Below are 14617 nucleotides of genomic sequence, written 5' to 3'. Positions count from 1 at the left end.
TCATGGCTCGTAAAGGAATCATTCTGGCTGGTGGATCGGGTACCCGTTTGCACCCGGCCACGCTCTCTGTCTCCAAACAGTTGCTGCCGGTGTACGACAAGCCGATGATCTACTACCCGCTGTGCACGCTGTTGCTGGCCGGGATCCGTGACATTCTGATCATCTCCACACCGCAGGACACGCCGCGCTTCTCGCAGTTGCTGGGCGACGGTAGCCAGTGGGGGCTGAACCTGACCTACGCCGTACAGCCAAGCCCGGATGGGCTGGCTCAGGCGTTCACCATAGGCGCGGACTTCATTGGCAACGATGCATCGGCACTGGTATTGGGCGACAACATTTTCTACGGGCATGACTTCCAGTCGCTGCTGCTCAATGCCAGCAACCGTGAGTCGGGCGCCTCGGTCTTCGCATATCACGTGCAGGACCCCGAGCGTTATGGCGTAGCCGAATTCGATGACAGCGGCCGAGTGCTGTCGCTTGAAGAGAAGCCCACGGTTGCCAAATCGAACTACGCCGTCACTGGTTTGTATTTCTACGACAACCAAGTGGTCGATCTGGCCCGCCAGTTGACGCCCTCCCCACGCGGCGAGTTGGAGATCACCGATCTCAACACGCTGTACCTGGAGCAGAAACAGCTGCACGTAGAGATCATGGGCCGTGGCTATGCCTGGCTGGACACCGGCACGCATGACAGCCTGCTGGAAGCCGGCCAGTACATCGCCACGCTGGAAAGGCGCCAGGGCTTGAAGGTCGCATGCCCGGAAGAGATCTGCTATCGCGCGGGCTGGATTGATGGTGCGCAGCTTGAAAAGCTTGCACAGCCGTTGATCAAGAATGGCTACGGCCAGTATTTGAAGAACGTGCTGAAGGAAAAGATTTTCTGATCCGCGCCATGGATCTCGACTAACTACGTGCGAAAGGATGCGATACCAATGTTTACCGTAGCGCCTCCTTTCAAGCGTTAAGTAATTTCCCGACGATTAGTGCTCCAGACGTTAAAGCGACGACGTAACCAATGCTGCAAGGGAACTTCGTACAGCCGGTGACTGGCAAAGCTTAACGGAATCAGCACGGCCATGAACAATAACAGCATCCACGTGTTATAGAAGATCTCACGGTCATAGCCCAGCGCATCGAAAGCCATCGCAAAGAGTATCTGCAGCGGGAAATGCAGCAGGTAGGACGAATAGCTGACGTCACCGATAACCCCAAACCGTTTCATCAGCGTCGGCTGCACATAAGATACGGATGCAATAAACATCACAGACGCAGGAAAAGCGACGCCCATCAGGAGATAGATATTCAATGTCGGCGATAGCCAGACCGCACTCCATGCCGCCAGCATTGCGATCAGTGCAGCGATGCAGCTTGTGTTGCGACCTGTCAGGCTACGGACACGGGCAAAGATTAAATATGCTAACCCGCCACTGAAGAAGGAAAAAACACCGGCTGAAAGTTTATGATATTCGGGGTAGGCCAGCCAAGATATGAAGATCAAAAGGGGAACGAGAAGGTAGCGGCACCGTCCCATCAGGCAGACTGTAAAAAACAGTCCGTACAAAAAGATTTCAACCGACACGGACCACACAGGGCCGTTGAAGGACCAGCCTTTTTCCAACCCCCAGGCTGGAATCATCAGGATATTCAGAATTGCGTGATAAACGTCATTGAACTGATATATGAAATAAACAGCGTTCTGCTGAAAATAGATGAATTGAAATAGAGCGACAGCGGCAAAACTGAAAATATGCAGGGGGTATAATCGACTGAACCTATTCATGAAGAATCGAGAGGCACTGACTCTACGCGATGAGATGTCATTAAAAAAAAGATAGAAAAATACAAATCCTGATATACAGAAAAAAAGCTCGACTGCCAGCGCGCCGTACTTATATAAAATGGTCAGGTAAGCGAAAAAGGGTTGCCGGGCCACGTCGAAAAGAGCCGGCTGATCCCCTACGTAAAAAAAATGCTGCCAATGCCAGAACACCACTGACAAGGCTGCGATACCACGTAGCACATCCAGCGTGTAAATACGTTCTGACTGGCCGATCTGTTCGCTCATGGCGTCCTTTTTTTCAAGCTACGCTCCGTCAACTCAATGAGTGAGCATTCCAGCGTTCTGGCGGGTGTTTTAGTTCCCGCCAGCCAATAGACATTACTCGACCTTACGAATCTCAAGCTGATCCAGGCCAATGCCAAGGGTGCGATCATCCTTACTCATACCGAGCTGCTTAGGTGACGTAGGCAGGGGCACCTTGATGGTTAATACGTCGGCGCTATCAACATTGACGATATCCAGTGTGTAGGACGCGTTGTCTGCAGTCAGCTTGACCGGATAACTTCGGTGACCTACCAACACCTCAAACGGCTTATCGACATTAGGACCAAATGCCTTGGCCGTCAGCACAAGTTGAAACTTGGACGGTAAAGGTTTGGCGAATCTGAACACAATATCGCCACGATCCGACCAAGCGCCCCAGCTTTCAGGATGCGAAAGCCCTGATGCTTTTATCACCGTATCAGGTAATGAGGAATGCCTGAAATTGATATTCAACGGATAAACACTGGTCATCTTTTTTGCCAAGGAGAAACCATTGAACCTCATCACTTCAAATTCATCTTTTGCGAATTCGATGTCCCCAACGGCCAAAATCCACTTTTTTTCAGCTGGCGTCTGGGCCGCGGTATAAGGAACACCTTCGACAAAAGAAAGATCGCGTGAAGCGCCCAAGTCGTCGATGTAGACCAGGGACCTTAGCGTTGCCGCAACGCTATTGCCAACCACAACAAGACTAGACAGCTCATTCGCGGGGACATAGCTTTTTGCAAAGAGCCCTGCTCTATCGTATGCATCGATCACCATTCTCTGTCTGACCTCTGCATTACTGTGGACAGCAGTAACTCCCACAGAAAGCGGCAAGTAGAAAAGCAGGAATACGATAGTCCCAGAACTGGCCGACAAACACCACACGACAACTGCGAGTGCTGAGAAAACGGCCAGCGCAATAAACCAGTTTACATTTAGCGTATAACCACGCAACTCCGCACTGTCAACATAGCTGGGTGTGAATGGATGCATCAGTGTCATCGCGGCATAGCCGATCATGGCCAATAAAAGAATTGCAATAATAAATCGGCAATACTTTAAAGAGGCAGTGTGCACAGCGTTAATTTGAGTCGCCGCAGCAATGAATAACAACGGCAGCATGAAATCGTAATACCGCATATGAAGCCTGAACGCCGTTTCGACCACGTTCGTGCCTGCAACCGATGCTGAAAACAAACCAACGATCACAATCAAATTGAGCAACAAAGCCAAGGTACAAAAAACAACTTTATCTTCCGACGAAATAGACTTTTTTGCCAGAGCCTTTATAGAGCCAAATATGATAATTGCCACTGAAGTACCAAACATCATAACAATGGCTAATAGATGGCCCTCAATAATACGTGGTGCCGTTGAAAAGATATCGAGGTATCGTTGCAGAGATGAAGCGCTTGACTCGAACGTCGAGGTATAAAAATTACCAAAAAGCGTTAACCCTGAAGTGCCGGCAATGATGAAGCTCACGACAAACTTGGTCGCCAGCATCACCACTACAAACACAGCACTGCTTTTGAGTCCCGTGACTAGCCACGTACTCATGCTTTTGTAGGCAAAGAAAATTATGCACAGGCAAAATGCCGGAATCATAAACATCGCGTGTGGCTTAACGAGCGATGAACAGCCCATGATAAAGCCAAACAAAGCCCACTCTTTCAAGGAGGATTGAGCATTTAGACTCAAGAAGTAAGAAATCCCGACCCAGAAGGACAGGAAAAACAACGGTTCAGGCATGAAGTAAGCAGTGTAGCTATTTATCGGCCCCAGCATACTGAGAAATACAATCAACACGGACAACCGACTGCCACAAAAGCGTCTAGCGGTCATGTATATAAACGGCGCAGCAGCGACGAAGAACACCGTATTGAAAAGCTTCGAACACTCCATAAACCCGCGGCCGCACAGGTTAGTGGACTTATAGATGGCAAGGTAGAGATAATCCGGAATATAGGCGGCAGACAGAGGCATCAATCTCGCCATCGAGCTGTACGTGTACTCATCACCCAGAACGCCTGGGTACAGCCCAATGGATCGCACCAGCAGCACGATCAAGGTCATGACCATGATACCCGCCACCGCTACTGGAGCGCCTAACTTTATTCCATTTTTAAATTGCATGCCGCTTCCCACTCTACAAATTTAATGCCATGTGCCATACGCAAAACAGCTATGACTTGACGGCCAATACAATACCAAACATGATAAACAGAACGCCTACGAAATACTGAACCTGAAAGCGCTCGCCCAAAATAAAATGGCTACCAATAGGCACTAATACAAATGCCATTGCCATCAAGGGGTAGGCTTTACCAAGCTCTATTTTCTGAAGTACCCATACCCATGCGATAGTAGTCAGTCCATAGAGGGCAAAAGCAGAGCCCAGTATCATGATAGTTTTGATGTCAAAAAAAGTGCCCGCCCGTTGCAAGGAAATAGCGCTTAATTTGAACATGATCTGTCCAGCAGCAATTCCCAGCACGCACAGGACAGCAATCGCATACACCATTACACTGCCCCTGCCTTGGACTTGACTTTGGTTTTAGCTAGGTGAAAAGGCCTTCTGGGAACCGACGCAATATCCTGCCCCAAAAATGCCAATATCAGTTGAATGCCCAATATAATAGGCAACGCGGAAAGCATGACAGTGCCTGCCGAGTTAGGGACACCGGTATAAATTGAGCTGATCCAATGAGAAATACCGAACACACTACCGGACAACAATAGCGTCAGGCCCACAGGAAGTTCAATAGATGCAAGCGACATGTCCCTCAGGTAGTAGTTATAAAATATTCGTTTGCCGAAATTTCTAACGTGCTTGACGAAGAACTCGCCAACGACCTTGGATACTTTCAGGTTACTGACTTCATCACCGTACTTGGCATGCATGGGAATATCTACAACGACAGCACGCAACGTGTTGAGTCGAAAAAGAATGTCGGTCTCAAAAAAATAGCGCCTGCTTATTTTATCCAGAGGCAGATGTTTCGCAACATCTCGATGAATCGCTGTATAGCCATTGGTGGGATCAAACAAATCCCAATAGCCCGACGAAAATTTCGTCATGAAAGACAGTACAGCGTTCCCAAACAAGCGAACGCGCGGCATTGCCCGGATCTCCTCGAGATCAAAAAAGCGATTGCCTTTCGTGTAATCCGCTTCACCGGCAAGGATGGGATTAATGAAGTTCATGATCAACGCAGGGTCCATCTGACCGTCGCCATCAATCTTTACAATAACGTCCATATTTTCTTCAATCGCCGCTTTGTAGCCGGTCATGACCGCGCCACCAACGCCCTGATTCTGAGGGTTACGCAGAACAACCACACGTGGGTCGGTACAGTGTTGTTCGACGTAAGCACCAGAATGATCCGGGCAGCAGTCGTCAACGACGTAAATTCTGTCGACTTCTGGTCCAATGTCTGCGATCACACCCAGTATGTGCGCGACCACTTTATAGGAAGGGATCAAGACAGCGATCTTGCTACGTCCCTCGACATCGACGGTAGGGATTACGTCTGGCTTGACCTGGTGTTGCTGACCGATTGTCATATATAAAATTACCTGTTGGTCCAAATCTTCTGATAGTGGGTCTGCGACTCGGCAGTAATCAGTTGCTCAATATGAGTGCTGCCTGCAGCTGCCTGGCGCTCTGTTCCCACGTCAGCCAAGGCATGTCACTTGAATCTGGATGCATTGAGTCCTTGTGTAACTCTAACCAGGCCGCTATTGCTTCACTCATGTCAGTAGGGTGCAAGCCGCTGAAATAAAATGCGTGGGTACCTGCGATTTCCTTGAACACAGGCAGATCACGAATAATCATTGGAAGATTATATTGAGCTGCTTCGATCAATGGCAGGCCGAACCCCTCGCCTTCCGATGCCGCTATCAGACACGTCGACGCTGAGTAAATCTTTTCGAGGTACTCATCACTGATGCCTTCCAGCCAGAAAAGCCTATTGCCTTTCTCGGGATGGTTTTCAAGGCGTGCGACCAGCTCGTCGACAAGCCAGCCCCGTTTCCCGACGATGACAAGATTAATGTCCTGCCCCTGCTCCCAGAGACTTTCAAAAGCAGAGAGCGTTTGCGCATGCCCTTTGCGCGGCTCTACGGTACTGACCATCAGGAAGCTTGGCTTCTGCGCCAGACGTGCCAACAGCTCCCCTGCATCATCGGGCAGACCTGCAGAAGGCAGGCTGTTGTCGATATCGGCCCCCAGGTGGAAGCTCTTTACACTTGGCTTGTTGCCTGCGCACTTGTCCACATTGTCAGCAAGCCATTGCTTCAATTCATCCGCAACTGCGCCCGATATGCAAATCAGGCTGCTGGCGACCATGCTGATTTTCTGCAGCCAGTCGTTGAACAGCTCAGCATTCGGCGCCACCCACCAGTCAGGGCGGTGGAACAGCAGTAAGTCGTACACGATGTAACTGACCTGTACGCCCATCTGCCGCATCTGACTGTGCAGCGGATAGAGTTGACTTGCCAAGTGCATGTTCAAGTCCAGAGACAGATAGATATCGTCTTGGGCGAAGTCGATAATTGCGTCTGTCGCCTCGGAAAACTGATCATAGATGCGGGAGGCAAAGGCATTAGCATAATAATACTGGCCATCCGCAAAGTAGATCGGACGAACAGTCAGGCCTGCTGGTTGGTCATTCAAGAACTCGTGGAGCAGACTGCGTACGACGCGTTGAATACCTGATTTGGCATCACTGTGAACGATGCTGGATACATCAAGCAACAATTGCCTGTGATCAGCGCCTGCAAAGTCGAATGCGATACTTTTCGCAACCTGAAAAAGCTCGATGTCAGTAGGCGCAGTGTCCGAGAGTGAAATCAGTCGCTCCAGCAATGCAGCTCCAGGATCAGGCAGGTCAGGCTGATCAGCAGCAACCGACGAATGCCTCGACTCCAAAGCTTCTATGGCTTTTTTCGCAGACTCATCCCACGAAAACTTCTTGCACTGCTCCCCTGCATTGGTAAGCAATCTTGAGCGGAAGCCATCGCTTTCTAGACCTTCTAGCATTTTCGCAGCGATGGAGCCGACCGAGAACGGGTCGAACAGCGCTTCGTCGAACCCAATGACTTCCGGAACACTGCTGCAGTTAGAACCGATAACCGCAGCGCCACATGCCATGGCTTCCAGCACCGGAAGACCAAAGCCTTCATGGGTCGACGGGAAGACAAATAGCTTGGTCAACGAGTAGAGGGCAATCAGGTCTGCATCATTGACGTAGCCAGTCAGTACCAACTCCGAAGCCTTGACGCCATATTGCTCTGCAAAGGCGAGCAGCTCCATTCGCTGCTGAGCATGCAGCTTGCTCGCGATAACCAGCTGGTGCCTGGCCTTAAGCGCGCTGGGCAGCGTGCTATAGGCTTCAAGCAAGCGAGCGAAATTTTTCCTGGGGTCAAAGCCGCCCGGCGCATAAAGAATGAACTCGCTTTTCACGCCCAGACGCTCAAGTATCGCCGAGCTTTTGCTCAGATTCACTTCGTCCGGAATAAACTGCTCACCAATAGCCGCGGAAATATTGGCTATCTTTGCTTGGTCTATGCCTAGGTGAGTCACCGCTTCCTGACGCGAGGAATCGGAAATGGCCAGCAAAGTATCGGCTTTCTTCAACCAGTCTATTTTACGGTGGTAATAGTCTTTCAGCTCTGCAGTAGGAAGATAGACATCCTCGTTCATGAACGGAATCAGGTCATAGAGGATTACTGCGGTTTGATGCGTTGCCGGCACAGCCCCAACGGACGTCACTGCGTTCGCCCAATAGCCTTCAAACAGACTGCTGACCACTACCGCATCGGGTTTCAGCGTGGACAAAAAGGACTCTCTGATGACTTCAGATGCTCTCGCCACCCAAGGAGTCGGGTTCGCATCACCCGGCACGTCAAATATACGTATGCGGCTCTCGGGAATAAGACCAGCAAAGGCAGCCCTTATGTCAGAAATGCTTTCCGACATGCAGTTGTTCAGGGCCAGCCATATCTCATGGCTCCCGGCATTTCGTGCGATGGCCTGAGCCAATGACAGAGAATAGCGACCAATACCGCGAAAACGACTTTCGGACTGAGCGCCCTGTAGATCAATGACAATACGCATTAACGGTTTTCCTTGCGCTCAAAAGCCAGCTTCAAATCGGAATAAACACGCGCCACCCTTGGGCTTGCTGTCGGAAAACCATCGTCAGTCGCCTCTGTTGCAGCCGTAACAGGAGTCACTTCATGAGGCCGGGGCTGAATAATTCCGTGACGCAAGGCAAATTGCCTGACGCTATTCAAAAAATTGGGATATGCCTGAGCTTTATTGACAAGACGCGTGCGTAGGCGCGGCCTGTTCAAAACAAAGCGTATCGAGCGGGCCAACACAGAACGTACCACTCGCTTGAAGAGACTCGAAGGTACTCTGGACGCTTTGCTGGATAAACTGGCCGACGTGCGAAGCGGCCGAGTTATCCGCCATGACCTACTATTTTCAAACTGTGCAATACGTGCCTCATAAGCGGTCGCTGTAAGCCACCAATGATGCGCATTGTTCAGCGATTGATCCAGTTGAGCTTGAATCTCATGCATCTGCGCTTGTTCGACCTGGTTCTCGTTGGCTTTCAGCCACCAGTGATGCGCATTATCCAACGATTCCTTGAGACGGGCCTGGAGCTCATCGACACGCGCTTGCGCAGAGACTGCGTCTGTCACTTTAGTAACGCCGGTATCCTGCTGCAATTGCGTAACCTGCGCCTGAAGCTCTTTCAGGTAAGAAAACGCTTCATTCAAGCGCGCTTCCGATTCATTCATACGCAACTGTGCAGCTTCTTGACCCAACTGAAAACTATGAACGCGCGACTCAGCCAGTTCGGCACGCAGTGTCACCTCACGTATCCTGGCTTCAACTTCGTCGTTATTTTGCAGCGCATGCACACTGCTCTCGAGGTGCTTGCCTTGCTCCTGAACATGAGAGAGCTGATCACGCAGTTCAGCGTGGGTCGCAGCACCCGATTCTTCCAGCGTACGCGCAATTTGCTCAAGTTCCTGGCCGCGTTGCTGAACCTGGTTCAACTGCTCACGCAGTTCAGTCTCGGTCGCAGTACCTGACTCTTCAAGCGCACGCACAATTTGCTCAAGTTCCTGACCGCGTTGCTGAACCTGATTCAACTGCTCACGCAGCTCAGCGCATGTAGCGTCACTCTTTTCAACCCAGCCTGCCACCTGGGAGTCATAGCGGCGCGAAAGTGACTCCAGCGACATGCCGTACTCTTTACCGAAAACGGCGTCGAATATCTCCAGCTGTTCGGGAGCTGCCGCTTTTTGCGCGACGATCGCGTAATCCGGACTGACGCCGTGCAGCACGCTGAATAAATCGACAGGCCCGCCTTCGGACAGCGCGACGGGCTCTTGAAGACGCAGCAGCTGAGAGCGACTAAACCGAGAGTATTCAGTCAGAAAGCTCAGCAGCAAATGCGGTATGGGGCAAGTATGGGTAGGGTCCAGATAAAATGTCTGCGTGCCCACCACAAGATTTTCCGAGTTGGGCGTTTCCAGAATAAGCAGACCGGCAGGTTTTAGTACTCTCAGCGCCTCGGCAACCAACACTTTAAGATCGCCAAACGGGATATGCTCGGCGATATGAAAACCTGAGATAACCGTCATGCTTTCATCTGGCAAGCTTCTCAGCTTTTCCAGCGCATCAACGTTTTCGACCGGCAATCCCAAAGCCGTACAGGCTTCAAGCATGCCCACATCAAGATCGATACCGAGCGCCTGAAAGCCATTCTGGATCAAGATTTCCAGCCACTCGCCTCGACCACAGCCAAGATCCAGCGCCTGGCCATCCGGGTAAAGCTGGTGCAGCGGCTTCAGGAACGGCACGTAAACCTGCTGGCGTTCATGGATCAATTCGCGCGAGCCGCGATAACGATCTTCAAAGGCACGGTAGAAGGGAACGGTCATCGACTGAACTCCACAACAGGCGGCAGCCATGCCAACCCAACAAACTCGCTTTGCGAAATATTGACTACATTGAACACGAGCGTTAAATCCACCCATTCATAATTGCGTGATAAATGACTATCTGTTGTGTGGAGTGCCACCGCAACTGAATACGAGCCCACCCCCAGGTTGGCTGGAAAGTTGAAGGAGTAATCCAGAGACTCTCCTGCCTGCAGATCAACGACCTTGCAGCCCATATGATGCGTGTTGGTGCCGTAAACAGGCTGTCCCAGGCGATCCTTGATGAGATACCCCACTACCAGCTCGGGAATTGCACTGTTAACCTGAGCATTGATGCGCAAGGACACTGGCTCGCCGACGGAAACGTACTCAATACGCTCACCGGCAGCATTGTGCAGACTGACAGCGCCGATGGTGGCTTCTCCACTGCCTGAGCGAGTCTGTACCGAACCATCCTCGAGCTCTCGGAGCTGTACCGTTGCGTTTTCCTTTTCGGCAATCAAGGCATTATAGAAATCCATGACTTCTTCGGGCTTGCCATCTTTTATCACCGTGCCTTTTTCAAGCAGTATCGCTCGGCTGCAAAGCGCCTGAATGGAACCTCGGTCGTGAGACACGATGAGTAATGTCGTTCCCTGAGCCTGGAACTGACGTATGCGTTCGAAGCTTTTATGCTGGAAGTAGCTGTCACCGACAGATAACGCTTCATCAACAATAAGTATTTCAGGCCTGATCGCTGTGGCAACCGCAAACGCAACACGCATCTGCATGCCACTCGAATACATTCTCACCGGTTCGTCGAAATACTCCCCGATCTCTGCGAATGCCTCGATTTCATCAATAACACCGTTGATCTGATCAGCACTGAACCCCATCAGGCCGGCGGCGTGATAGACGTTCTGACGCCCGGTCAGGTCGGGAGTAAACCCCATCCCCAGCTCGAGAATAGCGGCGATACGGCCGTTGACCTGAACATGCCCTTCAGTAGGCTGCAAAGTCCCGGTTATCATCTTGAGCAGCGTCGACTTACCCGCGCCGTTCTGCCCAACAATTCCTATCGCCTCACCTGGCTCGATTGAAAAACTGATGTGCTTAAGGACCCAGTGCTCTTCGCTTGGCTTGGTAGGTATGCCGAACCAGCGACCAATACGCTGAAACTCGGAGGCATAGACACGATAGGCCTTGCCCAGATTACTAACGCTCAACAGACTCATAGTACGTCCACCATCTCCGGCGCCGCCCGGCGAAACATGAATAGGCCCAACAGCATCAGACCTGCTGCGACAGCGGCGGTGATGGCCATACTTTGCAGATCAGGCGCTCGCCCATAAACCAGAACGTCGTGGTAGGCACTGACGATCGGAAACATTGGGTTGATGCCCATGACGCTTTTGAATTGCTCGGGAATAATATTGACCGGGTACACGATCGGCGTGAACCAGAACCACACCTGCAGCAGAATCGGAATGACCTGACCGACATCGCGCACAAATACGTTCAATACACCAAGGATGAGGCCCAGACCTACAGCCAGGGCGGTCACTACGAGAGTCAGGGGGATCAGCCAGAGCATTTGCCAGTGCGGCCAAAGGCCCAGTGCAGCGAAGACAAGCAGTATCGCGGCAAACAGCAGAACATAATTGAGAAGACATGAACCTGTGACAATCACGGGCAAAGTGATGCGTGGAAAACGCATCTTTTTCATCAGGTTGCCCTGATCAATGAACAACGTCAGACAGCGACCGATGATTTCTGCAAAGTAGCTCCAGGCCAGCATACCGGCCATCAGGTAGACCGCATACGCATACTTGTTGTCGATGCCCGGTAGTTTGGCAGCCAGAACGTTGGAGAGAACCAGCGCGTAGATCGCAACCTGTGCCAGCGGGTTGATGATCATCCACAGGCCACCCAGGCGGCTGCGGGCGAATCGTGCGGAAAACTCATTGCGTATAGATGAAAAAACGAATCCCCGGTAACCCCAAAGGCTTCTGAACAGCTCCAACATTGGTGACTCCTGAAGAGGGTGAAGTCGTGCTTACCCTGAGTGTTCCTGTTCCGTACAGTTAATACCCAACTCCCACCGCAGTGGGCGGAGCGCTGGTTTCACCGAGCTACGAAACGCAAAAAAAACAGAAAAAGGTTTCTGGGGGCGCACTATATCGCCTTCGCTGGAATAGTCACCGTTTAGTCTTTAAATCGGCACGTTCAAAACGAATTATTCATGAGCCCAGCAGACGGAAAATCATGAAATTCTTCTGAAAATCAGGCAATTGCAGAACCGTTGCTTAACGGCCATGTCATGGACGTTTACGAACGGCTCACGTGCAATGATACCCTTTCGCCACCTCTGCTATCACGGTAGTCACTCGAGAGCCGAGCCGGCGAGCCGTCGAACGGGCATAATAAATGCCACACAACAAGGTGCAACAGTCGTCTACACGCTTGCTAACCTGTATCATGGCACGCCTCGAATACAGCACTAGCCCCCCGTGAACAAGCTGGGGCACCCGATCTTTGATGGAGTTAAAAAATCTAGCATGAAAGCAATCATTACCGGCATTACTGGTCAAGACGGCGCTTACCTGGCTGAGCTGCTGCTCGAAAAAGGCTATACCGTTTACGGCACCTATCGCCGTACCAGCTCCGTCAATTTCTGGCGTATAGAAGAGCTCGGGATCCAGAACAACCCTAATCTGCATCTCGTCGAGTATGACCTGACTGACCTGTCTGCCAGCATTCGCTTGCTGCAAACCACGGGCGCTACCGAGGTCTACAACCTCGCGGCACAAAGCTTCGTGGGTGTGTCGTTCGAACAGCCGTTGACCACTGCCGAAATCACCGGCATCGGCGCAGTCAACCTGCTGGAAGCCATCCGCATCGTCAACACCAAGATCCGTTTCTACCAGGCATCGACTTCCGAGATGTTCGGCAAGGTCCAGGCCATCCCGCAAGTAGAAAGCACTCCGTTCTACCCGCGCAGCCCGTACGGCGTCGCCAAGCTCTACGCGCACTGGATGACCATCAACTACCGTGAGTCGTACGACATCTTCGCCACCAGCGGCATCCTGTTCAACCACGAGTCGCCACTGCGTGGCCGTGAGTTCGTGACCCGCAAGATCACCGATTCGGTTGCCAAGATCAAACTGGGCCTGATCGAGTCGTTCGAACTGGGCAACATGGACGCCAAGCGCGACTGGGGTTTTGCCAAGGAATACGTCGAAGGCATGTGGCGCATGCTGCAGGCTGATGAGCCGGACACCTTTGTCCTGGCCACCAACCGCACTGAAACCGTACGCGACTTCGTGAGCATGGCATTCAAGGCCACTGGCGTGACCATCAAGTGGGAAGGCGAAGCCGAGTCGGAAAAAGGCATTTGCGCAGACACTGGCAAGGTACTGGTTTCGGTCAATCCGAAGTTCTACCGCCCAACCGAAGTCGAGCTGCTGATCGGTAACCCTGCAAAAGCCAAGGAAGTCTTGGGCTGGGAACCAAAGACCAATCTGGAAGAGCTGTGCCGCATGATGGTCGAAGCGGATCTGCGTCGTAATGAAAAAGGCTTTTCGTTCTGATGAGTATTGCTGGCAAGCGCGCATTGATCACCGGAATCAACGGCTTTACAGGCCGTTTCATGGCGAACGAGCTTGCCGCCCAGGGCTGTGAAGTCCTTGGCGTCGGCAGTCAGCCTTCGGACAGTCCAGGCTACTACCAGGTGGATCTGGCAGACGTGGCAGGTCTTCGCAAGCTGCTGGCAGACACTCAGCCGGATATCGTCGTGCACCTCGCAGCATTGGCGTTCGTCGGGCACGGGGCAGCGGATGCTTTCTATCAGGTCAACCTGATCGGCACCCGCAACCTGCTTGAGGCGATCGATGCCTGCGGCAAGGTGCCTGACTGTGTGTTGCTGGCGAGCAGCGCCAATGTCTACGGCAATGCTTCATCCGGCATGCTGGATGAAACGACTCCGCCCGCACCGGCCAACGACTATGCCGTGAGCAAACTGGCGATGGAATACATGGCGAGCCTCTGGCACGCCAGGTTGCCCATTGTCATCGCCAGGCCGTTCAACTACACCGGCGTCGGGCAGGCAGAGAACTTTCTGCTGCCCAAGATCGTTTCGCACTTCGCACGCAAGGCCAGCACCATCGAACTGGGCAACCTTGATGTGTGGCGTGATTTCAGTGACGTGCGCGCTGTTGTCAGCGCCTACCGCGGTCTGCTGGAAGCCCGCCCGGTCGGGCAGACGATCAACGTCAGCTCTGGCGTGACCCACTCGCTGCGCGAAGTGATCGACATGTGCCGGGACATCACGGGCCAGGATATCGACGTTCAGGTGAACCCTGCGTTTGTCCGGGCCAATGAGGTCAAGACCTTGTGCGGCAACAACGCTCGCCTGCGCGCGTTGGTCCACGACTGGGAGACCCCGCCGCTTCGGGAAACCCTGAGCTGGATGTTGCCCTCCGCTTGATTGGTGGGCAGTTACAAAATAAGGCCTGTCTACCTGGTAGACAGGCCTTTCCTTTTTAAACACCCTTAAAGCCCGTGGTGAACGACTCAGCACGCATG

The 14617-nt window shown here is 52.2% G+C and carries 11 protein-coding genes; 3 read left to right on the top strand and 8 right to left on the bottom strand.

The window, feature by feature from the left end; genetic code table 11:
* Positions 1-2: 2 nt before the first annotated feature.
* Entirely contained in the window at positions 3-884 is an 882-nt protein-coding gene (gene rfbA / locus JOE39_RS24195) for a glucose-1-phosphate thymidylyltransferase RfbA (RefSeq protein WP_010424855.1), read from the top strand.
* A gap of 77 nt (positions 885-961) precedes the next feature.
* On the opposite strand, the gene JOE39_RS24190 is transcribed toward rfbA, so the two are convergent.
* From JOE39_RS24190 to JOE39_RS24155, 8 genes are all read right to left on the bottom strand, one after another.
* Positions 962-2065, bottom strand: a complete 1104-nt coding sequence (locus JOE39_RS24190; RefSeq protein ID WP_210078191.1) for an acyltransferase — start codon at positions 2063-2065, stop codon at positions 962-964.
* A 93-nt stretch (positions 2066-2158) separates the two neighbouring features.
* Positions 2159-4225 carry a glycosyltransferase family 39 protein gene (locus JOE39_RS24185; protein ID WP_210078192.1) on the bottom strand — a complete coding sequence of 689 codons (2067 nt, stop codon included), beginning with the start codon at positions 4223-4225 and terminating at the stop codon, positions 2159-2161.
* Between the two features lie 49 nt (positions 4226-4274).
* The gene (locus JOE39_RS24180; protein WP_003317156.1) at positions 4275-4613 is read right to left on the bottom strand and encodes a hypothetical protein; all 339 of its coding nucleotides are present in this window, start codon (positions 4611-4613) and stop codon (positions 4275-4277) included.
* Positions 4613-5656, bottom strand: coding sequence for a glycosyltransferase family 2 protein (locus JOE39_RS24175; RefSeq protein WP_003317157.1), 1044 nt, complete (start codon positions 5654-5656; stop codon positions 4613-4615). The genes JOE39_RS24180 and JOE39_RS24175 overlap by 1 nt, the downstream gene beginning before the upstream one ends.
* A 58-nt stretch (positions 5657-5714) precedes the next feature.
* Positions 5715-8210 (bottom strand): glycosyltransferase family 1 protein, encoded by a 2496-nt coding sequence (locus tag JOE39_RS24170; RefSeq protein ID WP_210078193.1) that lies wholly within the window; start codon positions 8208-8210, stop codon positions 5715-5717.
* Positions 8210-10054, bottom strand: coding sequence for a class I SAM-dependent methyltransferase (locus JOE39_RS24165; RefSeq protein WP_010424861.1), 1845 nt, complete (start codon positions 10052-10054; stop codon positions 8210-8212). The genes JOE39_RS24170 and JOE39_RS24165 overlap by 1 nt, the downstream gene beginning before the upstream one ends.
* Complete coding sequence (locus JOE39_RS24160; protein WP_003345312.1) at positions 10051-11268, bottom strand: ABC transporter ATP-binding protein; 1218 nt, start codon at positions 11266-11268, stop codon at positions 10051-10053. Before JOE39_RS24160 ends, JOE39_RS24165 begins: the two co-directional genes overlap by 4 nt.
* Entirely contained in the window at positions 11265-12059 is a 795-nt protein-coding gene (locus tag JOE39_RS24155; RefSeq protein WP_004402601.1) for an ABC transporter permease, read from the bottom strand. The genes JOE39_RS24160 and JOE39_RS24155 overlap by 4 nt, the downstream gene beginning before the upstream one ends.
* Positions 12060-12591: 532 nt before the next feature.
* Here JOE39_RS24155 and gmd point away from each other — a divergent pair.
* Both gmd and JOE39_RS24145 read left to right on the top strand, forming a co-directional pair.
* Complete coding sequence (gene gmd, locus JOE39_RS24150) at positions 12592-13623, top strand: GDP-mannose 4,6-dehydratase (RefSeq protein WP_003414986.1); 1032 nt, start codon at positions 12592-12594, stop codon at positions 13621-13623.
* Positions 13623-14519, top strand: a complete 897-nt coding sequence (locus tag JOE39_RS24145; RefSeq protein ID WP_004389949.1) for a GDP-mannose 4,6-dehydratase — start codon at positions 13623-13625, stop codon at positions 14517-14519. Before gmd ends, JOE39_RS24145 begins: the two co-directional genes overlap by 1 nt.
* Positions 14520-14617: the final 98 nt, after the last annotated feature.

It is taken from the genome of Pseudomonas sp. PvP100 (genome assembly GCF_017833055.1).
Classification (GTDB): Bacteria; Pseudomonadota; Gammaproteobacteria; order Pseudomonadales; family Pseudomonadaceae; genus Aquipseudomonas; species Aquipseudomonas syringae.
The sequence above is the reverse complement of the archived record's forward strand: the minus strand, read 5'-3'. Positions and strand labels throughout refer to the sequence as shown.